Annotated in this window: 16 protein-coding genes and 1 riboswitch; of the genes, 6 read left to right on the top strand and 10 right to left on the bottom strand. The window is 70.5% G+C overall.

Annotation, left to right across the window (positions count from 1 at the left end):
* Nucleotides 1–386 precede the first annotated feature (386 nt).
* The gene (sepH, locus tag N4G66_RS31560) at nucleotides 387–1472 is read left to right on the top strand and encodes a septation protein SepH (protein WP_261707678.1); all 1086 of its coding nucleotides are present in this window, start codon (nucleotides 387–389) and stop codon (nucleotides 1470–1472) included.
* 296 nt (nucleotides 1473–1768) lie between these two features.
* Here sepH and N4G66_RS31555 read toward each other — a convergent pair whose 3' ends face one another.
* Nucleotides 1769–2596 carry a sulfurtransferase gene (locus N4G66_RS31555; RefSeq protein WP_261707677.1) on the bottom strand — a complete coding sequence of 276 codons (828 nt, stop codon included), beginning with the start codon at nucleotides 2594–2596 and terminating at the stop codon, nucleotides 1769–1771.
* Between the two features lie 323 nt (nucleotides 2597–2919).
* On the opposite strand from N4G66_RS31555, the gene N4G66_RS31550 reads away from it, so the two are divergent.
* Nucleotides 2920–3723, top strand: a complete 804-nt coding sequence (locus tag N4G66_RS31550) for a VOC family protein (RefSeq protein WP_261707676.1) — start codon at nucleotides 2920–2922, stop codon at nucleotides 3721–3723.
* Nucleotides 3724–3829: 106 nt separating this feature from the next.
* Here N4G66_RS31550 and N4G66_RS31545 read toward each other — a convergent pair whose 3' ends face one another.
* From N4G66_RS31545 to N4G66_RS31530, 4 genes are all read right to left on the bottom strand, one after another.
* Nucleotides 3830–4477 carry a thymidine kinase gene (locus N4G66_RS31545; RefSeq protein WP_261707675.1) on the bottom strand — a complete coding sequence of 216 codons (648 nt, stop codon included), beginning with the start codon at nucleotides 4475–4477 and terminating at the stop codon, nucleotides 3830–3832.
* Between the two features lie 43 nt (nucleotides 4478–4520).
* Complete coding sequence (locus tag N4G66_RS31540) at nucleotides 4521–5708, bottom strand: alkaline phosphatase family protein (protein ID WP_261707674.1); 1188 nt, start codon at nucleotides 5706–5708, stop codon at nucleotides 4521–4523.
* The gene (locus N4G66_RS31535; protein ID WP_261707673.1) at nucleotides 5708–6295 is read right to left on the bottom strand and encodes a DUF5998 family protein; all 588 of its coding nucleotides are present in this window, start codon (nucleotides 6293–6295) and stop codon (nucleotides 5708–5710) included. The genes N4G66_RS31540 and N4G66_RS31535 overlap by 1 nt, the downstream gene beginning before the upstream one ends.
* Nucleotides 6296–6614: 319 nt before the next feature.
* A complete protein-coding gene (locus N4G66_RS31530) occupies nucleotides 6615–9431 on the bottom strand; it encodes a bifunctional acetate--CoA ligase family protein/GNAT family N-acetyltransferase (RefSeq protein WP_261707672.1) in 2817 nt (938 codons plus the stop codon).
* Nucleotides 9432–9607: 176 nt separating this feature from the next.
* Here N4G66_RS31530 and N4G66_RS31525 point away from each other — a divergent pair, with 176 nt between their 5' ends.
* Nucleotides 9608–9889 carry an HPr family phosphocarrier protein gene (locus N4G66_RS31525; protein WP_261707671.1) on the top strand — a complete coding sequence of 94 codons (282 nt, stop codon included), beginning with the start codon at nucleotides 9608–9610 and terminating at the stop codon, nucleotides 9887–9889.
* Between the two features lie 222 nt (nucleotides 9890–10111).
* On the opposite strand, the gene N4G66_RS31520 is transcribed toward N4G66_RS31525, so the two are convergent.
* From N4G66_RS31520 to N4G66_RS31505, 4 genes are all read right to left on the bottom strand, one after another.
* Entirely contained in the window at nucleotides 10112–10804 is a 693-nt protein-coding gene (locus N4G66_RS31520; RefSeq protein ID WP_261707670.1) for a GntR family transcriptional regulator, read from the bottom strand.
* A gap of 196 nt (nucleotides 10805–11000) precedes the next feature.
* Nucleotides 11001–11765, bottom strand: a complete 765-nt coding sequence (locus N4G66_RS31515) for a M23 family metallopeptidase (protein ID WP_261707669.1) — start codon at nucleotides 11763–11765, stop codon at nucleotides 11001–11003.
* Between the two features lie 12 nt (nucleotides 11766–11777).
* Nucleotides 11778–11937: riboswitch (cyclic di-AMP (ydaO/yuaA leader) on the bottom strand.
* 217 nt (nucleotides 11938–12154) lie between these two features.
* Entirely contained in the window at nucleotides 12155–13543 is a 1389-nt protein-coding gene (locus N4G66_RS31510; RefSeq protein WP_261707668.1) for a M16 family metallopeptidase, read from the bottom strand.
* The gene (locus N4G66_RS31505; RefSeq protein ID WP_261707667.1) at nucleotides 13540–14919 is read right to left on the bottom strand and encodes a M16 family metallopeptidase; all 1380 of its coding nucleotides are present in this window, start codon (nucleotides 14917–14919) and stop codon (nucleotides 13540–13542) included. The genes N4G66_RS31510 and N4G66_RS31505 overlap by 4 nt, the downstream gene beginning before the upstream one ends.
* Before the next feature lie 359 nt (nucleotides 14920–15278).
* Here N4G66_RS31505 and N4G66_RS31500 point away from each other — a divergent pair, with 359 nt between their 5' ends.
* Nucleotides 15279–17738: a DNA gyrase/topoisomerase IV subunit A gene (locus N4G66_RS31500; protein ID WP_261707666.1), complete on the top strand. Its 2460-nt coding sequence runs from the start codon at nucleotides 15279–15281 to the stop codon at nucleotides 17736–17738.
* Between the two features lie 7 nt (nucleotides 17739–17745).
* Here N4G66_RS31500 and N4G66_RS31495 read toward each other — a convergent pair whose 3' ends face one another.
* Nucleotides 17746–18819, bottom strand: coding sequence for a CobW family GTP-binding protein (locus N4G66_RS31495; RefSeq protein ID WP_261707665.1), 1074 nt, complete (start codon nucleotides 18817–18819; stop codon nucleotides 17746–17748).
* A gap of 341 nt (nucleotides 18820–19160) precedes the next feature.
* Between N4G66_RS31495 and N4G66_RS31490 the strand changes: the two genes are divergently transcribed.
* Nucleotides 19161–19697, top strand: coding sequence for a DUF6082 family protein (locus N4G66_RS31490; RefSeq protein ID WP_261707664.1), 537 nt, complete (start codon nucleotides 19161–19163; stop codon nucleotides 19695–19697).
* A gap of 284 nt (nucleotides 19698–19981) precedes the next feature.
* The gene (locus N4G66_RS31485; protein WP_261707705.1) at nucleotides 19982–20209 is read left to right on the top strand and encodes a hypothetical protein; all 228 of its coding nucleotides are present in this window, start codon (nucleotides 19982–19984) and stop codon (nucleotides 20207–20209) included.
* Nucleotides 20210–20259: the final 50 nt, after the last annotated feature.

The raw sequence follows: 20259 nt of genomic DNA, 5'->3' as shown, positions 1-20259 counted from the left end.
GGACGTACAGGCGAAACGATTAGTTCCGTTTCTGCCGATTACGTGAAGTGTGCCACGTTCCAGGACCGCCAAAAGGGCCTCGAGATCGGCCAACTAGCACCCCCCGCTCGAAGTTGGGCGGCGTGCCGATCCACGCAAGTGGCCCGAATGGAGTACTGTTGCGAGCCCTGGGTCCGGACTCCCGCCAGGGTGTCCGGGGCCTTGCAGGACCGCCGGGAGGGGGCTCGTTGCACAGGGTGATGGAGTTCGTCACTTAGCGTTGCGAACAGGTAACCGTGCCATAACGGCGACCCCGGGCCCGCGCCCGACACGCCGGGCAACTCGGCAAGGTTGTGGCAGGCTGCACCCGGGCAGGCCACACTCGACTAGCGGAAGCAGCGACGCACGTGACGTCGGCAGGCACCACCCGGGAGGTCCCCATGCCCGAACTGCGTGTCGTGGCCGTCTCTAACGACGGCACACGGCTGGTGCTGAAGGCTGCGGACAGTACGGAGTACACGCTTCCGATTGACGAGCGTCTGCGCGCCGCCGTACGCGGCGACCGTCCCCGCCTCGGCCAGATCGAGATCGAGGTGGAGAGCCATCTCCGCCCCCGAGACATCCAGGCGCGTATACGCGCCGGCGCTTCCGCGGAGGAAGTCGCCCAGCTCGCCGGAATCCCCGTCGATCGCGTACGTCGCTTCGAGGGTCCCGTCCTGGCGGAGCGTGCCTTCATGGCCGAGCGGGCCAGGAAGACCCCCGTGCGCCGCCCCGGCGAGAACGTCGGACCCCAGCTCGGTGAGGCCGTTCAGGAACGGCTGACGATCCGGGGTGCCGAGAAGGACACCGTCCAGTGGGACTCGTGGCGCCGCGACGACGGCACCTGGGAAGTCATGCTGGTGTACCGCGTCGCGGGTGAACCGCACGCGGCGAGTTGGACGTACGACCCGCCTCGGCGGCTCGTCCAGGCCGTCGACGACGAGGCGCGCTCGCTGATCGGCGAGTCCGACGACCTCGCGGCGCCCGAGCCGAGCTTCCCGTTCGTACCGCGGATCGCCCGGCTGCCCCGCGACCGTCCGCTGGACCGCGCCCTGGACCGGCAGATGGAACGGCCGAGCCTGCCCTCGCCCACCCCGGAACCGGTCGAGGAGACCGAGGACCGGGACTCGCTGACGAGCCTCCTGGAGGCGGTGCCCAGCTTCCGGGGCGACATGGTGGTGCCCGAGCGGCCCGCCCCCGCCGAGCGGCCCGCCGCCGAGGAGCCCGTTCCCGAGCCCGAGGAGGAGGAGCCCCCGGCTCCCGCCGCCTCGGCGGGTGCCGGTTCCGCGTACGCGGACGTGCTCATGCCCCGCTCGGTCGGCAGCCATCGCGACCGGCTCGTCGGGGCGACCGACCGCCAGGCCGAGGCCGACGGCGTCCGTCCCGGCCGCAGGGCGGCGGTCCCGAGCTGGGACGAGATCGTCTTCGGCACACGGCGGAAGAAGCAGGACTAGTCAGGTCTACGACGAGGGGGCCCGCACCGATCCGGTGCGGGCCCCCTCGTCGCGCACCGGGCGGCGAGGCAGGCGCCCGCGTCCGGCACTACGCCCGCCCCCGGCGCACGACGGCTCCGCCCAGGCGGCACACCGCAGGTGCTACTGCCGAGGGCACCCGCAGGTGATGGTGAGCGGCACCGCAGGCGCTCGTAGAGGCGGCACCACAGGTACTAATGCGGGCGGCTCCGCGGGTTCTACTGCGGGCGGCACGGCCGATGTTGCTGCGGGGACTGTCGCGGGCGCCGCCGTCGGTGTCACTGCGGGTCGGGGCCCACCGCGACCGGACGGTTCCCGTCCTGGGACCACTCCGACCACGAACCCACGTACAGCGCCGCGGGAATGCCGGCCACGGCGAGGGCCAGCACCTCATGGGCGCCCGAGACCCCGGAGCCGCAGTAGACGCCGACCTCGGACGCGGGTGTCACACCGAAGGACTTGAAGCGGTCGGCGAGTTCGGCCGAGGGCAGGAACCGTCCGTCCTCCGTGACGTTCTCGGCGGTCGGCGCGGAGACGGCGCCAGGGATGTGCCCGCCGACCGGATCGATCGGCTCGACGTCGCCCCGGTACCGCTCCCCCGCTCGGGCATCCAGCAGCAGTCCGGTGCGGGCGAGCGCGGCGGCCCCGTCCGCGTCGAGCGACGGCCGGGCGCCGGGCGCCGGTACGAACGTTCCGGGCACCGGCTCGGGGACCTCGGAGGACACCGGTCCGCTCCAGGCGGCGAACCCGCCGTCAAGCACGCGTACCGACGGATGACCCGAATAGCCCAGCAGCCACCAGGCGCGCGCGGCGGCCCAGCCCTGCCCGCCGTCGTACACAACGACGTCGCGGTTCTCGGACACTCCCGCGGCCCGCATCGCCGCGCCAAAGACCTCGGGGCCGGGAAGCGGATGCCGGCCTGCCGGACCGGCCGGACCAGCGAGTTCGGAATCCAGATCGACGAAGACGGCACCGGGAATGTGCGCGTTCTCGTACTCGGAGCGCAGGTTGGGGCCGCCCAACCGCCAGCGGACGTCGAGGAGGACCGGCGGGTTCGGCCCCGCCAGGTCACTCGCGAGTTCGGGTGCCGTGATGATGGCGTTCATGGACACCATCCTTGCGCACGGGGTGGCCGCTTCGTCCATGTCCGGCTACTCTGCTCCGCCGGACAGGTCCGATCACCAGGCGTATGGGATCGGGCACATGCTGTACAACCGATGGACACCACGCGGCAATCACTCCGAAACGGGTGAGAAACGGCGGACCGGGCGTCCTACGGCCGTGCACCGCTCAACGGCGGCGCGGCCCGGACACGCGGCACGACCGGTGGTGCGAACATCGGCACGGGGCGTGCACGCACGCGACTGAGTACGCGTGTTCGCAGGCGGAAGGTGACCGGCCACCGCGAGGGGCCGAGAAGAGAGTGACGATGACCGAGGCACGGGAATCGGCCGGCCCGAACGGCACCACGCACGCTCGGCACGCACCCGGCACACCCTGCTGGGTGAGCCTGATGGTGCATGAGATGGCCGCGACCCAGGACTTCTACGGAGCGCTGTTCGGCTGGGAGTTCCAGCCGGGCCCCCCGCAGCTCGGCCCGTACGCGCGGGCCCTTCTCGACGGCCATGAGGTGGCCGGGATCGGCCAGTTGCCACCCGACCGGCATCTGCCGATCGCCTGGACGCCCTATTTCGCCTCGGCCGACGTGGACCACACCGCCGAGACGGTACGGCACAGCGGCGGCACCGTGGGCGTGGGCCCGATCGACGCCGCCGAGGCCGGCCGGCTGGCGATCGCCTCCGACCCGTCGGGTGCCGTCTTCGGCATCTGGCAGGTGGCGGCCCATCTGGGCACGGGGATCACCGGAGTGCCGGGCACTCCGGCGTGGAACGAGCTCGTGACGCGCGACACCGAGAGCGTCGTCAAGTTCTACCAGGGGGTCTTCGGCTACGAACTGGAGCCGGCCGTCTCGGCCGACTTCGACTACGTGACCCTGCACATCGACGGCCGTCCGGTGGCCGGCATCCACGGCGTCGGCAACACCCTGCCGCGCGACCGGGGCCCGCACTGGCTGACGTACTTCGAGGCCGCAGAACTGGACGACACCGTCCGCCGCGTCACGGAACTCGGCGGGCACCTCCTGCGGGAGGCCCACGACTCCCCGTACGGCCGCGTGGCGACGGTGGCGGATCCGGAGGGTGCGATGTTCTCCCTGATCCATGCCGTCACCTGACGCGGTGAGCCGTCCTGCCCGATGATCCGGCGCCGGGAGCCGGCCGCGGGGGCGGGCATCGGGCTCAGGCGTCGGACCTCCGGCCGCAGGTCTCCGGGAACGGGCTTCAGGCCGAGCCGATCGGCAGGACGTCCGGGGACAGGGCGCTCGCATGGGCCGTGGCGGCAGTCATACGGCGGCGGTGATGCCGGCGGCACAGGACCTCGTAGCCGATGTTCTCGGGCTGGTTGACGTCGCCGACGACGACCTGGGCGCCCTCGACGACCATCTCGCCGCCCACGGTGCGGGCGTTGTGCGTGGCGCGGGCGCCGCACCAGCACAGGGCCTCGACCTGGAGGACCTCGACCCGGTCGGCCAGTTCGACGAGGCGCTGGGAGCCCGGGAAGAGCTTGGAGCGGAAGTCGGTGGTGATCCCGAAGGCGAACACGTCGACACCCAGGTCGTCCACCACGCGGGCCAGTTGGTCGATCTGCGGAGGCGCCAGGAACTGCGCCTCGTCCGCGATCACGTAGTCCGCCCGGCCGCCCTGCGAGAGGTGGTCGACCAGATAGGCGTACAGGTCCTGGTCGTCCGCCACCTCGACCGCGTCGGTGACCAGGCCGAGACGCGAGGAGAGCTTGCCCTCGCCCGCGCGGTCGTCGCGCGTGAAGATCATGCCCTGCAGACCCCGCGCCGAGCGGTTGTGCTCGATCTGGAGAGCCAGCGTGGACTTCCCGCAGTCCATCGTTCCGGAGAAGAACACCAGCTCGGGCATGGGGAGTTGAGTACCTTTCGGCAACGGAGGAGGGGGGAGGGTGTCAGGAGCGTACTTGGAGGAGGGGCACCAGCTGCTCGGCCGGGGTCATCGAGCCGTGGTTGCCGACCATCAGCGACTCCTTCGGCTCCCGCTCGGAGGCGGTGATCAGCACATCGTCCCGGGCGGCCGCGATCACGTCACCCAGCCGGGCGTACACCCGATCGTCGACCCGCGGGCCGAACCAGCCCGCGTCGATCGCCTCGTCACGGGAGGCGACCCAGAACTGCTCGCCGAGGACCTCGCGCCAGCAGGTCAGCACGTCCACCTCGGCGCCCGGGACCGCGTACACATGGCGGGCACGACCCTCGCCGCCCAGCAGGGCGACTCCGGCGCGCAGCTCCCAGTCCTCGTCGAAGTCGATGCGGTGCTGCTCGTCGAACGGGATGTCGATCATGCCGTGGTCTGCGGTGACGTACAGCGCCGAGCTCGGCGGCAGCTGCTCCGCGAGGCGCTGGACCAGGCGGTCGACATACATCAGCTGGCCGCGCCAGGGGTCCGAGTCGACGCCGAAGCGGTGGCCCTTGCCATCCACCTCCGCGTAGTACGTGTAGACCAAGGAGCGGTCCCCGGCCGCCAGTTGCTCGGCGGCGAGGTCCATGCGCTCCTCGCCGGACAGCCGGCCGTGGAACGTCCCGCCGCTCAGCGCGACCTTCGTCAGCGGTGTGCTCTGGAAGGTCGGCGAGGAGACCTGGGCGGTGTGCACGCCCGCGGCGTCGGCCAGCTGGAAGATCGTGGGGTAGGGCTGCCAGGCGCGCGGCTCGGTCCAGGGGTTCCAGCGGAGCTGGTTCATCAGCTCGCCGGTGGCGGGGTTGCGCGCGGTGTAGCCGGGCAGGCCGTGCGCGCCCGGGGGCAGGCCGGTGCCGACGGAGGCGAGGGAGGTCGCGGTGGTGGCCGGATAGCCCGCGGTGATCGGACGCCCCGTGCCGCCGCGCGAGGACGCGAGGAGCGACGTCATGAAGGGTGCCTCGTCCGGGTGAGCCTTGAGCTGCTCCCAGCCGAGACCGTCGATCAGGAACACGCAGTTCCGGTCGGCCGCGGTCAGCTCGGGTATGGCGGCGGTCGCGCCGGGCACGGACATGCCGGCCGCGAGCGTGGGCAGCAGGTCGGCCAGCGAACCGGTGCCGTACTCGGGGACGGGCGCGGAGTCGATGGCGAGGGGTTCCGGGTGGTCCCAGGTGGGCAGGGCCATCAGCGGGCGACGTCCGCGGTCGCCTCGGAGAGGGACTGCGCGAAGGCGAGGGCCTGGCGGACGGTCTCCGGACCGTCCCCCGCCTCGCTGACCCGCAGGCTCAGGTCGTCCGCCGTCGAGCTGCCGGTGTAGCCGTGATCCGCTTCGCAGTTGGGGTCACCGCAGGCGGCCGGCTCCAGGTCGATGCGGGAGACGGCGCCCCAGCCGATGGTCAGGACCACCTCGCGGGGCAGCGTGCCGGGCGTGTACGACTCCGGGTTCGCGACGACGCGGCTGACGACGACCGAGGAGATCCGGCCGAGCTTGACCGACTCCGTCGAGGTCGTGGCGTACGGCGTCGGAGACGTGGTGTCCGCGTTCTGTTCGTCGGTGTGGCTCACGATGAAACGGTTGCCGGTGAGGACGAGCACGGTGACGTGCCGCCGTACCTCGTTCGCGTCGAACGTCGTCTCCTGGTGGACCAGGTACGACCGGATGGTCTCGCCGCCGATCGCGGCCTCCACCGCCTCGGCCACGAGGGCCGGGTAGTAGCCGCTGCGCTCGATCGCCGCTCGCAGCCCCTGGGTCGTCGTACTGGTCTTGGCCATGATGTCCATCCTACGGGGGCCCACTGACTGCGAGGCACCGCTCGCGTGGGTCTGTCGTGGACGGAACAGATCGAATCACGCATGGCGGACGGTGCCACGCGGGCGCGGCAAGGGCCGCGGCGCGGATCCGACGGGCGGGGCGGGGCGGGAACGGGGGCGGGCACAGCGGCAGGCCGGGCGGGACGGCACCTGGCACTGGGCCGAGTTCCGGGCCGGGGTCATCGCCGACGGCGCCGCTCGGGAGACGGCGGGCGTCGGGTGCGGGATGCCTGCCGCCACGGAGGCAGCGCCCCGGAGCGGCCCGGACGACTCAGACGACTCAGACGACGGGCAGTGTCCGAGGGCCGAGGTCGCCCCGTAGCGGGGCGCGGGCCAGTCGTACCGTGGCGCCCAGCACACTCAGCCCGGTCGGGGCGACCACCACCGGCTCCAGCGAGACCGCGACGACCTCCGGGTGGTCGTCGACCAGCCGCGACACCCGCAGCATGAGCTCTTCGAGGGCCGCGGTGTCGACCGGCGCGGAGCCCCGCCAGCCGAACAGGAGCGGTGCCGTCCGGATCGACCGCACCAGGGAGGCCGCGTCCCGGTCGGTGACCGGAATCAGCCGGTGCGCCGTGTCCCCGAGCAGTTCGGAGGCGGCTCCGGAGAGCCCGAAGGAGAGCACCGCCCCGGCCGCCGGGTCGATCACCGCGTGAACGACCGTGTCGACACCGCGCGGTGCCATCCCCTGCACGACCGGGCGCAGCACCGTCGGTGGCCCGAACAGCTCGGTCAGCTCCGCGTAGGCCCGGCGCAGCTGTTCCTCGTCCGCCACGTCCAGCCGTACGCCGCCGAGGTCCGCGCGGTGCCGCAGGTGCGGGGCGGTGGTCTTGAGGGCCACGGGGTAACCGATGGCCCGCGCGGCCGCCACGGCCTCGTCCGCAGTGGGCGCGGGCAGGGCACGGTGCACGTCGATGCCGTACCGCCCGAGCAGTGTCGCCGTCTCTTCGCCCGCCAGGGTCAGGCCCTCCCCGCGCGCGAGGAGGTCGTCGATCAGCCGGGCGGCGCCCTTCTCGTCGATGTCCTCGTACTCGGGCACCTTGCCGGGCTCGCCGGCGTCCGTGCGCCACTGGGCGTACTTGACGGCTTCGGCGAGGGCGCGGACCGCACGTTCCGCGGCGGGGTAGGCGGGGATGAGCCGGGAGTCCGGCACGCTTTCGGCACGCGCTGTGGTGGGCGACCGGTCAGAAGGGTGGAAGCGGGCGCCGGGCGCCGTCCCGGGGGCCTGGGGCGCGGTGCTCGCGGCGGCGGACAGGGCTTCGGCGAGCCCGCCCAGTTCGACGTGCACCACGAGCACCGGTTTCGCCGGAGCCGCCAGGGCGGAGGACCGGAGTGCCTCGGCGAGCGCCGCGTCGGCGGCCGAGGTCTCCCCCAGCGCCGGTATGGCCGTCACGACGACGGCGTCGCAGCCGTCGTCGGCGAGGGCCTGGGACAGCGCCCGGTGGAAGTCCTCCGCCGAGGCCGCCGTGGTCAGGTCCCGCGGCGGCAGCGGCCTGAGCCCCTCGGCCAGGCACGCGTCGTACGTGAGCAGTCCCAGTGACTCGGAGTTCCCGAGGATCGCCACGCGGGGTCCTCTGGGGAGCGGCTGGCGGGCCAGCAGCAGGCCCGCGTCGACGAGTTCGGTGATGGTGTCCACCCGGATCACTCCGGCCTGGCGCAGCAGCGCGGACACGGTGGCGTGCGGCAGCCGGGTGGCCCGTACGGCATGCCCCTGGGGAGCGGCTCCGCCGTGCCGCGCGCCCTGGACCACGACCAGCGGCTTCGCCGCCGCCGTCCGCCGTGCGAGGCGGGTGAACTTGCGCGGGTTGCCGATGGATTCGAGGTACATGAGGACGACGTCGGTGTCCGGGTCGTCGTACCAGTACTGCAGTACGTCGTTGCCCGAGACGTCCGCCCGGTTCCCGGAGGAGACGAAGGTCGACACGCCGGTCACGCCCGTGACGCCGCCGCCGCGCCGGTGCAGCCGGGACAGCAGGGCGATACCGATGGCGCCGGACTGCGCGAACAGGCCGATGCGTCCGGGGCGGGGCATCTGCGGGGCGAGCGAGGCGTTCAGGCGTACTTCGGGGGATGTGTTGATGACTCCGAAGGCGTTGGGGCCGATGATGCGCATCCCGTACGTGCGCGCGTGCCGCACGAGTTCGCGCTGGCGTTCGCGTCCTTCGGGACCGCTCTCGGCGTATCCGGCGGAGACGACCACGAGCCCCTGTACGCCGTGTTCACCGCATTCCGCGACGACCTCGGGGACGTTCTCGGCCGGTACGGCCACGACGGCGAGGTCGACGGGCTCGGTGATGTCGCGGACGGAGCGGTGGGCCGCGACTCCGTCGAGTTCCTTCTCCTGAAGTGCGGCGTTCACGGCGTACAGGCGTCCGGTGAATCCGGCTTCCCGCAGGTTGTCCAGGACGCTGCGGCCGACCCCGCCGGGGGTGCGTCCGGCGCCGATGACGGCGACCGAGCCGGGGGCGAGCAGCCGCTGCACCGAGCGGGCCTCGGCGCGCTGCTCCCGCGCGCGCTGCACGGCGAGGGACCGGTCGGTGGGTTCGAGGTCGAACTCCAGGCGTACGACGCCGTCCTCGAAGCTGCGCTTCTGGGTGTATCCGGCGTCCGTGAACACCTTGATCATCTTGTTGTTGGCGGGCAGCACCTCGGCCGCGAAACGGCGGATGTCACGCTCGCGGGCCACGGCAGCGATGTGTTCGAGCAGCGCCGAGGCGACACCGCGGCCCTGGTGAGCGTCCTGCACGAGGAAGGCGACCTCGGCCTCGTCGGCGGGCGCCGACGCGGGCCTCCCGTCGGCGTCGATGCGGTCGTAGCGCACGGTGGCGATGAACTCGCCGCCCACCGTGGCCGCGAGACCCACGCGGTCCACGAAGTCGTGGTGGGTGAACCGGTGGACGTCTTTGGCGGACAGCCGCGGATACGGCGCGAAGAAGCGGTAGTACTTCGACTCTTCGGACACCTGCTCGTAGAAGCTGACCAGCCGCTCGGCGTCATCGACGGTGATGGGCCTGACGCGTGCGGTGCCGCCGTCGCGCAGCACCACGTCGGCCTCCCAGTGAGCTGGGTACTCCTGCCGGTCCGACGAGGTCTGCATGGGGCCCAGAGTACGGCTCGCGTACGACAACGGCGCGAGGCAGTCTGAGGGTGACGGACGCCGGAGCGGGGCCGCGGACCGGCGCCGGCGTGGGCGGAACCCGGGTCCGTCCGGGCATGCCTCACCATATGGAACACTGGTCTAGACAACCTTGAACACCCGAAGGGCAGCATCACATGGCTGAGCGCCGCGTCAACGTCGGCTGGACCGAGGGCCTCCACGCCCGCCCCGCCTCCATCTTCGTCCGGGCCGCCACGGCCTCCGGCATCCCCGTGACGATCGCCAAGTCCGACGGCAACCCCGTCAACGCGGCCTCCATGCTCGCGGTCCTCGGCCTGGGCGCCCGGGGCGGCGAGGAGATCGTCCTCGCGTCGGACTCCGAGGGCGCGGACGCCGCTCTCGACCGTCTGGCGAAGCTGGTCGCCGAGGGGCTCGACGAGCTCCCCGAGACCGTCTGAGCCCACAAGGCACCCAGGACACACGGCTGAGCCGCGCCCCCTTCATCGGACGGCGCGGCTCAGCCGCTTTCCGCGACCTGTTCAGGAATTCCCCCGGCGACGACCGCGGCCCTCGCACCGCGGCCACAGGGAATAGCGCGCACCGAAATTCCGGACACGCGAATAAAAGGGCATCAGAAATGAGCCCCCGCCGAATATCCCTCTTTGTATACGGCGCCCATGTTAATGACGCGGGCCCATCATGTTTACGGGATGTTGCGAACTTCTCACACGATCCGGCCGGTCGCCGCCGGGAAATCGGAGCCGGTGCACGGTCGTCGCGCGCTCGGTGTGCAGGGCCGTGATCGCGCGGGCCCGCTCGCTGTCGCCGCGGGCGACCGCGTCCACGATGCCGCCGTGCTCCGCCCAGGACTCCGCGGGATTGGCCGGCGCCTCCACCGAGTACATCCAGGCGATCTTGTGGCGCAGCTGGGCGAGCGTGGAGGTCAACGCGGGGCTGCCGGACGCCTGTGCGAGCGTCTCGTGGAACCAGCCGCCCAGCGAGCGCAGATCCTCGCTGTGGCCTCTCCTGGAACGCTCCTGCCCCAGCCTGACCAGGCCTCGCAGCACCTTGAGGTGAGCCTCCGTACGCCGTTGGGCGGCCCTCGCGGCACCCAGCGGTTCCAGCAGCATGCGCATCTCCAGAAGGTCCGCGGCCTCCTGCTCGGTGGGTTCCGCGACGCACGCGCCCGCGTGCCGACGGGTGACCACGAAGCCCTCGGCCTCCAGGGTGCGCAGAGCCTCGCGCACGGGGACGCGCGAGACGCCGTAGCGCCGCGCGAGCAGTTCCTCGGTGAGCCGGCCGCCGCGCTCGTAGACACCCGCGACGATGTCGTCACGGATCGCCGTGCATACCGAGTGCGCCGGAATACGCATGACCGACCTCCGCTTTAATCCCCGCGAAACGCCATCGATTGACGCTTGTTCAGTGACTCTATTGCAGGAAGCCTGAATTTCCGATGGCGGGCCTGAATCCATGGATATTTTTTGGACAGACGGCCTCCGGAAACGACGATGCCCCGACTCGGTGAGCCGGGGCATCGAAAGCGGTGAAGAAGCCGCGAAGCGGTCGTCAGACGTTGACTCCGTGCGAGCGCAGGTACGCGACCGGGTCGATGTCCGAGCCGTACTCCGCGGTCGTACGGGCCTCGAAGTGAAGGTGCGGCCCCGTGGTGTTGCCGGTGGCCCCGGAGAGGCCGATCTGCTGCCCCGGTGTGACCGCCTGTCCCACGGACACACCGATGGACGACAGGTGGCCGTACATGGTGTACGTCCCGTCGTGCATCTTGATCACGACTTGATTGCCGTAGGCGCCGCCCCAGCCGGCCGTGACGACCGTGCCGGAGCCGACGGCGTGGACCGAGGTGCCGGACGCGGCGTGGAAGTCGACGCCGGTGTGGCTGCCGGAGGACCAGAGGCTGCTGCTGGCCTGGTAGCCGGTGGAGACGTAGGAACCTGTGATCGGTATGACGAACGTGTTCAGGCGCTTGCGCTCGGCCTCGCGGGCGGCGCGCTCCTTGGCCTCGCGGGACTTCGCGGCCTGTTCCGCGGCGTGCTTGCGGGCGAGCTGCTCGGCCTGCTTCCGCGCGGCGGCCTCGTCGGCGGCGCGCTGCTGCGCGAAGGCCTGGGCGTCGATCTGGTCGGCGACCGAGTCTCCGAGGGTGACGGCCTGGGTCAGCCCGGTCTGCTCGACGGAGGCCTCCGCCGCGAACGCGGGGGCGGCCAGGGTTCCGATCACACCGGTGGTGGTGAGCGCCGCGACCCCGACGGCGGTCGTGGTGGTGCTGTGCACCCGGCTCGGACGACGATGCTTGCCGGTGCCACAGGTGAACGCCATGTAGGGGCTGATCCTTTCCTTCCCTCTCGCCTACCGGGTTAGCTGACGGGTTCGGAGCAGGAAGGTCTCCTACGGACCCCCTCCGGGGAGGGCGTCCGATTCACCCCAGGGACTACGTGTGGGTCCCCGGCTCCCCTGACTCGCGCCATAGGGGACTCGGCGATGACTGTCCGGTTGCCGCGGGCGCGGCGCACTGCGTGACGAACAGCCGGACCGACGCTAAACGGGGTGTCATTCGAACAACAAACGGATCACGATTTTTGTAACGCATCCCACAGGGCAGAAGGGCAACCCCCGTACGAATGCGGACATCTTGGGGATCGCTTGCGGGAAGCAGGAGGGCCCTGACGACTCTTCAGTCACCAGGGCCCTCCTCGGTCGCACGGGCTCTACTCGGCTGCCACCACGCTGACTTCGCCGATTCCGAGAGCCTTGACCGGCTCCTCGATCTGCGCCGCGTCGCCCACCAGGACGGTCACCAGACGGTCCATCGGGAAGGCGCTCACCGCGGCCGCGGTGGCCTCCACGGTGCCGGTGGAGGCCAGTTGCTGATACAGCGTCGCCTGATAGTCGTCCGGCAGGTACTGCTCGACCTGGTCCGCGAGCGTGCTCGCGACGGCTGCCGCCGTCTCGAACTTGAGGGGCGCGACACCCACCAGGTTCTGCACGGCGACATCGCGCTCCGTGTCGGTCAGTCCCTCGGCCGCGAGGGTGCGCAGCACCTTCCACAGGTCGTCGAGCGCCGGACCGGTGTTCGGGGTGTCCACCGAGCCGCTGATGGCGAGCATCGCGACGCCCGTGCCGTCCGGCGCGGCACGCAGGACCTGGCCGAACGCCCGTACGCCGTAGGTGTAGCCCTTCTCCTCGCGCAGGACGCGGTCGAGGCGCGAGGTGAGGGTGCCGCCGAGGCAGTAGGTGCCGAGCACCTGGGCGGGCCACACGCGGTCGTGCCGGTCGGCTCCGACCCGGCCGATGAGCAGCTGCGTCTGGACGGCGCCGGGGCGGTCGACGATGATCACGCGGCCGGTGTCGTCGGCGCTCACCGGCGGCACGGGACGCGGCTCGGCGGACGAACCGGTCCAGGAGCCCAGCGTGTCGCCGAGCAGCTCGTCGAGGTCGACACCGGTCAGGTCTCCGACGACGACGGCGGTGGCCGTCGCGGGACGTACGTGCTTGTCGTAGAAGGCGCGTACGGCCGCGGAGTCGATCTTCTGGACGGTCTCCTCGGTGCCCTGGCGCGGACGCGACATGCGGGCGCTCGCCGGGAACAGCTCCTTGGAGAGTTCCTTGGCGGCACGACGGGCGGGATTGGCCGTCTCGTGCGGGATCTCGTCCAGCCGGTTGCGCACCAGCCGCTCGACCTCGCTGTCCGCGAACGCGGGGGCCCGCAGCGCGTCGGCGAGCAGGCCCAGCGCCTTGGCCAGGCGCGAGACCGGCACTTCGAGGGACAGGCGTACGCCGGGGTGGTCGGCGTGCGCGTCGAGCGTGGCGCCGCAGCGCTCCAGCTCGGCGGCGAAGTCTTCGGCCGAGTGCTTGTCGGTGCCCTCGGAGAAGGCGCGCGCCATGATCGTGGCGATGCCGTCCAGGCCCGCGGGCTCGGCCTCCAGCGGCGCGGCGAGGATGACCTCGACGGCGACGACCTGCTGGCCGGGGCGATGGCAGCGCAGCACGGTCAGACCGTTGTCCAGGGTGCCGCGCTGGGGGGCGGGAAACGCCCACGGCTTGGGCCGGCCGGCCTGGGGCTGCGGGTGGAAGTCCATGGTGGCGAGCTCGGTCACTTCGCCGCCTCCTCGTCGGTCTCGTCGGCGGAGTCAGCCGCGTCGGCGGCTTCGGCGGCTTCGGCGGCTTCGGCGGTGGTCGGCTCGTAGACGAGCACCGCGCGGTTGTCGGGGCGCAGGCGGGCCCTGGCGGCCTCCCGGACCTCCTCCGCCGTGACGTCGAGGACGCGCTGCACGGCGGTCAGGGCGAGCTGCGGGTCACCGAACAGGACGGCGTACCGGCACAGTTCGTCGGCGCGGCCCGCGACGGTGCCGAGCCGGTCGAGCCACTCACGCTCCAACTGGGCCTGAGCGCGCTCCATTTCCCCGTCCGTCGGGCCCTCCTCGGCGAACCGGGCGAGCTCCTCGTCGACGGCGGCCTCGATGACCGGGACCTCGACGTCGCCGGACGTCTTCACGTCCAGCCACCCCAGGGAGGGCGCTCCGGCGAGCCGCAGCAGGCCGAACCCGGCCGCGACGGCGGTGCGGTCACGGCGTACGAGCCGGTTGTAGAGCCGGGAGGACTCGCCGCCGCCGAGGACGGTGAGCGCCAGGTCGGCGGCGTCGCACGCGCGCGTGCCGTCCTCCGGGAGCCGGTAGGCGGCCATCAGGGCGCGCGCCGGGACGTCTTCCTCGACGACCTCGCGCAGCTGCTCGCCGATGATGTCGGGCAGCGAGCCGTCACGCGGGGCGGGCTTGCCGTCGTGCCCGGGGATGGAGCCGAAGTACTTCTCGACCCAGACGAGCGTCTGCTCCGGGTCGATGTCTCCGACGACCGACAGGACCGCGTTGTTGGGCGCGTAGTTGGTGCGGAAGAACGCGCGGGCGTCCTCCAGGGTGGCCGCGTCCAGGTCCGCCATCGATCCGATCGGGGTGTGGTGGTACGGGTGGCCCTCGGGATACGAGAGCGCGGTGAGCTTCTCGAACGCGGTGCCGTAGGGGACGTTGTCGTACCGCTGCCGGCGCTCGTTCTTGACGACGTCGCGCTGGTTCTCCATGGACTCGTCGTCCAGTGCCGCGAGCAGCGAGCCCATGCGGTCGGCCTCCAGCCAGAGGGCGAGCTCCAGCTGGTGGGTGGGCATGGTCTCGAAGTAGTTGGTGCGCTCGAAGCTCGTCGTGCCGTTGAGCGAGCCGCCAGCGCCCTGGACGAGTTCGAAGTGACCGTTGCCCTGGACCTGCTTGGAGCCCTGGAACATCAGGTGCTCGAAGAGGTGGGCGAGTCCGGTCCGGCCCTTGACCTCGTGGCGCGAGCCGACGTCGTACCAGAGGCACACCGCGGCGACCGGGGTCAGATGGTCCTCGGAGAGCACCACGCGCAGGCCGTTGGCCAGGCGATGCTCGGTCGCTGTCAGGCCGCCGGAGCCTGCCTCAGCTGTGGCCGTGTGACCCATGGGCATGTACGTCCCTTCGATCGCGGAACTGCGTCATTCCTGTCGGTCCTGCCACTGTATGCAAGCGCGCGGACAGCTGGCGAAGTTCCCGCACCGCGTACGCCGAGAGCGAGACTTACGCGTGTCCCTGACACACCCCGATGAACCCTCCAGGAACCACTGCGAACGCGTTCGGAGGCCGCCGGTACGGGGCTCGAGAGCAGCTCGGGAACGGTTTCGGGACCGGTCCCGAAGACGGCCGCGGAGCGCCCCGGAAGGGCGCTACGGACGGGTCGCGGTCGGCGTTGTCAGTGGGGCGGTCCACAATGGTGCGCGTCAGAACCCGCTCATGCCCCGGCAGAGACTGTGAAGGAGCCGCAGCAGCGATGGCCCGCCGCAGCACGAAGACCCCGCCGCCCGACGACTCGTACGAGGAGAAGATCCTCGACATCGACGTCGTGGACGAGATGCAGGGCTCCTTCCTCGAATACGCGTACTCGGTCATCTACTCGCGAGCCCTGCCGGACGCCCGCGACGGCCTCAAGCCGGTGCACCGTCGCATCGTTTACCAGATGAACGAGATGGGACTGCGCCCCGACCGCGGCTATGTGAAGTGTGCCCGCGTCGTCGGCGAGGTCATGGGCAAGCTGCACCCGCACGGCGACTCGTCGATCTACGACGCCCTGGTGCGCCTGGCGCAGCCCTTCTCCATGCGCCTTCCCCTGGTCGACGGTCACGGCAACTTCGGCTCGCTCGGCAACGACGACCCGCCGGCCGCGATGCGTTACACCGAGTGCCGGATGGCCGACGCCACGTCGTTGATGACCGAGTCGATCGACGAGGACACCGTCGACTTCTCGCCCAACTACGACGGCCAGGAGCGGGAGCCGGTGGCTCTGCCGGCCGCCTTCCCGAACCTCCTGGTCAACGGCTCGTCCGGAATCGCCGTCGGCATGGCCACCAACATGCCGCCGCACAACCTCGGCGAGGTCATCGCCGCCGCCCGTCACCTCATCCGGTACCCGGGCGCCGACCTCGAGACGCTGATGAAGCACGTCCCGGGACCCGACCTGCCCACCGGAGGCAGGATCGTCGGTCTCTCCGGGATCAGGGACGCGTACGAGACGGGCCGCGGCACCTTCAAGATCCGTGCCACGGTGTCGATCGAGGACGTCACGGCGCGCCGCAAGGGCCTCGTCGTCACCGAACTGCCCTTCACCGTCGGCCCGGAGAAGGTGATCGCGAAGATCAAGGACCTGGTCGGCGCGAAGAAGCTCCAGGGCATCGCCGACGTCAAGGACCTCACCGACCGTTCCCACGGACTGCGTCTGGTCATCGAGATCAAGAACGGCTTCGTGCCGGAGGCGGTCCTCGAACAGCTCTACAAGCTGACGCCGATGGAGGAGTCCTTCGGCATCAACAACGTGGCACTGGTGGACGGTCAGCCGCTCACCCTCGGCCTCAAGGAGCTGCTGGAGGTCTACCTCGACCACCGCTTCGACGTCGTGCGCCGCCGCAGCGAGTTCCGCCGCACCAAGAAGCGCGACCGGCTGCACCTGGTCGAGGGTCTCCTCGTCGCCCTCCTGGACATCGACGAGGTCATCCGCCTCATCCGCTCCAGCGACAACTCGGCACAGGCCAAGGAGCGCCTGATCGAGCACTTCTCCCTCTCGGAGATCCAGACGCAGTACATCCTGGACACGCCGCTGCGCCGCCTCACCCGGTTCGACCGCATCGAGCTGGAGTCGGAGCGCGACCGGCTCAACGGCGAGATCGACGAGCTGACCGGCATCCTGGATTCGGACGCGGAGCTGCGCAAGCTGGTCTCCGGCGAACTGGCCGCGGTGGCCAAGAAGTTCGGCACCGACCGGCGTACGGTGCTCCTGGAGTCCGCGGGCAGCCCCGCCGCGACGGTCTCGCTCCAGGTCGCCGACGACCCGTGCCGGGTTCTGCTGTCCTCGACGGGACTGCTGGCGCGCACGGCGACCGGTGACCCCTTCGGGGAGGACCCGGACGGCAAGCGCACCAAGCACGACGCGATCGTCTCCGCGGTGCCCGCGACGGCACGCGGCGAGATCGGTGCTGTCACCTCCCTGGGCCGCCTCCTCCGCCTGAACGTGATCGACCTCCCGCGGCTGCCCGAGACGGCGTCGGCGCCCAACCTCTCCGGGGGCGCTCCGATCTCGGAGTTCCTGTCCGCCCTGGAGCCGAACGAGACGGTGATCTGTCTGGCGACCCTCGACGAGACGTCGCCGGGCCTGGCGATCGGCACGGAGCAGGGTGTCGTCAAGCGTGTGGTGCCCGACTACCCCTCGAACAAGGAGGAGCTGGAGGTCATCACCCTCAAGGACGGCGACCGGATCGTCGGCGCCGTCGAGCTGCGCACCGGCGAGGAGGACCTGGTCTTCATCACGGACGACGCCCAGTTGCTGCGCTACCAGGCCTCGCAGGTGCGCCCGCAGGGCCGTGCCGCAGGCGGCATGGCGGGCATCAAGCTGACCGACGGCGCGAAGGTGATCTCGTTCACCGCGGTCGACCCGGCGGTCGACGCGGTGGTGTTCACGGTGGCGGGTTCACGCGGGACGCTGGACGACTCCGTCCAGACCACGGCCAAGCTGACCCCCTTCGACCAGTACCCGCGCAAGGGCCGCGCCACGGGCGGTGTGCGCTGCCAGCGGTTCCTGAAGGGCGAGGACTGCCTGTCGCTGGCCTGGGCCGGTCCGACGCCGGGACGCGCGGCACAGAAGACCGGTATGCCCGTCGACCTGCCGGAGATCGACCCGCGCCGCGACGGCTCGGGCATCTCGCTGGGCAAGCCGGTGTCGGTGGTGGCGGGCCCGGTGTAGTCCGCGGTCAGCCTTCCGGGTCCGGCTCCTGTACGTAGCGGAGGACGCCCCACATGCTGTGTTCGTCGGCATGCGGGGCGTCCTCTTTGCATGCCTCCAGCTCCTTGGTCAGCGTCACCGTGTCGATCCCGGAGCCGATGAGGACGAGCTGGGTGAGCCGCTCGTCCGCACCGGCCCAGGGTTCCGGATAGAAGCGCAGGAACCGCCCGACGGCGTGCACGGCATACCTGTTGCGGATGTCCTGGACGCCGAAGTCGACATACCCCTTGATCCGGTAGAGCCCTTCGGGCCTGCTGTCGAGGAACGCCATCAACCGCCTCGGCCCCAGCGGCACTTCGGAGCTGAAGGAAAGGGCTTCGTAGACGGAGTGCAGATGGCCGAGGTGGCCGTGCTCCTCGTGCCCCCTCTCCCCCGGGCCGTCTTCCTCGCGATCGTGCAGATCGTCGAAGGACAGCTGTCCGATGCGCTCCTCGCCCGGCCTGCAGTCGAAGAGGAACTCCGGATCGACACGGCCGTAGGTGGCGGGGACGACCGCGGCGCGGTCGGCGAGCTCCCGGACGACACCCAGCACGTGCTCGGCGTCGTCGGACCGGTCGATCTTGTTGACGACGACGAGATCGGCGAGGGCGAGGTGCCGGTCGATCTCGGGATGCTTCTCGCGTGTACCGACGAACTCGGCAGCGTCGACGACCTCGACGAGCCCTCCGTACACGATCCCCGGGTGCTCGCTGGCGAGCACCATGCGCACGAGTTCCTGGGGCTCTGCGAGCCCGCTCGCCTCGATGACGATGACGTCGATCCGGGCAGAGGGTTGAGCGAGCCGATCAAGATATTGATCAAGTTCACCGACATCGACCGCACAGCACAGACACCCGTTGCCGAGCGAGACGGTGGAATCGCCGAGCGCTCCGGCCACCGCCATCGCGTCGATCTCGATCGCCCCGAAGTCGTTGACGACGGCTCCGATACGGCTTCCACCACTGCGGTGCAGGAGATGGTTGAGCAGTGTGGTCTTGCCGGAACCCAGGAAGCCGGCGAGAACGATGACCGGGATCTGCCGGGGACTCGACTGGCTCACCATGCGCCCTCTCTGAACCTGTACGCGCACCGGCTCACGGGACCGGCGCTCACGCGGGGAATGAATGCCGACCAAGCATACGAGCGGGAGGAAACACCCCGAAGTGAACGATTGTTAGCGGCGCTCACGGGGCACACGTTGGACATGGCGCCGGTGGATGCGACCCGCACATCCCTCCGTGCGCCTCCTCTCCGCCTCCCTGCCGATCAGAGCCGCTCGGCAACACTGGGGGGCGGCAAGCGCGCCGCCCACCGCTCGCCGGTCCGCTCCCTGTCGCCCCACAACCGACGACCGGCGGACGGTCGCCTGATTCGGGGGTTGACATGGCCACACGGAAAGCCAAAGTGCGTGGGTTGGGCTCCGCTGCCGCGGCAGCGGTCGGCCTGCTGACGGGGGCCGCCGTCACCCTCGTCGCGCAGCGAACCACGCTTGACGCGTTGCACGCGCGGATCGAGCTGCTCGAGCAAGCCGCCCAGACCCAGCGACAGGCCAATCTCGCCCACCAACAACGGCTTCACTGGGAGCTGCTGAGCAAGGCCATGGACGATCCCGAACTGGCCGAGGTACTGGACGTGTACGAGGGGACCGTCTCCCCGAGGAAACAGCGACAGTTCCTCTTCACCAACGCCTTGTACACCAATGCGCTCTGCTACTACCGCATGGGCAACATCACTCGCGAGGAATTCTTCGGCCTGGCCCGCGGGCTGCTCCAGCAGCCCATCTTCCGGGAGTACTGGTACGCAACACGCCCTTATCGGGCAACTCTCATCAGCACATCCGACGAAGCCCAAATCGGACTCATGGTCGAAGATCTCCTCGCACAAGTGGAGGAAACCGACACGGACGAGTGGTGGGTGGTGGGTGAACCGCCGAGCGAGTAGCGCCTTTCACCTGCCGCACTCCGGCGCGGACCCGTTCACCTGCACCTCCCCGGCGGACAGATCACACGGTCGGGCGATAACGAACCAGTAAACCGTCGCGTTTCCCCTGATGCCAACAGGGTTGACTACTGCGCAATCACGTATTGGGTCGATCCCCATCGAACGTCGCTCCACGCCGCCCGGTCCGAGGTTGCGGCCCCACAGGGCCGCATCGCGCCGCGCAGCAACAGCGCGCAGCAATCCCACCTCGAGATCAAAGGGAATCAAGAACAGTGAGCCACATCATCCGTCGAATTGGCACCCCTCCAACCTTGCGAGGAAGCGTGTCCGGTGCCAATTGCCCAGACATTTTCGAACTGTCCGACGGAAGGTTCGCTGTGATCGGAACGGATGCGACAGAGACGCTCGACGCCGAACTTCCCCGTGACGCATCCCGGGCAGACTACGAGAGAATCGTCGTGGTCTCCCGCGAAACCCTTATTCACGCGAAGGCGGATATTCCCGACGCATAGGTGACCGAACGCCGCACCCTTACGGGAGTATCGGCACACCATCACATCGC

The organism is Streptomyces rhizosphaerihabitans, assembly GCF_025399795.1.
In the GTDB taxonomy this organism is placed as follows: Bacteria; Actinomycetota; Actinomycetes; order Streptomycetales; family Streptomycetaceae; genus Streptomyces; species Streptomyces rhizosphaerihabitans.
This window is presented reverse-complemented; position numbering and strand designations above follow the sequence as displayed.

Coding starts and splice junctions, on each gene's coding strand:
- N4G66_RS31535 (WP_261707673.1), bottom strand. CDS start 6,295: ATGGCCAAGACCAGTACGACGACCCAGGGGCTGCGAGCGGCGATCGAG.
- N4G66_RS31540 (WP_261707674.1), bottom strand. CDS start 5,708: ATGGCCCTGCCCACCTGGGACCACCCGGAACCCCTCGCCATCGACTCC.
- N4G66_RS31545 (WP_261707675.1), bottom strand. CDS start 4,477: ATGCCCGAGCTGGTGTTCTTCTCCGGAACGATGGACTGCGGGAAGTCC.
- N4G66_RS31530 (WP_261707672.1), bottom strand. CDS start 9,431: ATGCAGACCTCGTCGGACCGGCAGGAGTACCCAGCTCACTGGGAGGCC.
- N4G66_RS31495 (WP_261707665.1), bottom strand. CDS start 18,819: ATGGTGAGCCAGTCGAGTCCCCGGCAGATCCCGGTCATCGTTCTCGCC.
- N4G66_RS31505 (WP_261707667.1), bottom strand. CDS start 14,919: ATGCCCATGGGTCACACGGCCACAGCTGAGGCAGGCTCCGGCGGCCTG.
- N4G66_RS31550 (WP_261707676.1), top strand. CDS start 2,920: ATGACCGAGGCACGGGAATCGGCCGGCCCGAACGGCACCACGCACGCT.
- N4G66_RS31555 (WP_261707677.1), bottom strand. CDS start 2,596: ATGAACGCCATCATCACGGCACCCGAACTCGCGAGTGACCTGGCGGGG.
- N4G66_RS31515 (WP_261707669.1), bottom strand. CDS start 11,765: ATGGCGTTCACCTGTGGCACCGGCAAGCATCGTCGTCCGAGCCGGGTG.
- N4G66_RS31500 (WP_261707666.1), top strand. CDS start 15,279: ATGGCCCGCCGCAGCACGAAGACCCCGCCGCCCGACGACTCGTACGAG.
- N4G66_RS31525 (WP_261707671.1), top strand. CDS start 9,608: ATGGCTGAGCGCCGCGTCAACGTCGGCTGGACCGAGGGCCTCCACGCC.
- N4G66_RS31520 (WP_261707670.1), bottom strand. CDS start 10,804: ATGCGTATTCCGGCGCACTCGGTATGCACGGCGATCCGTGACGACATC.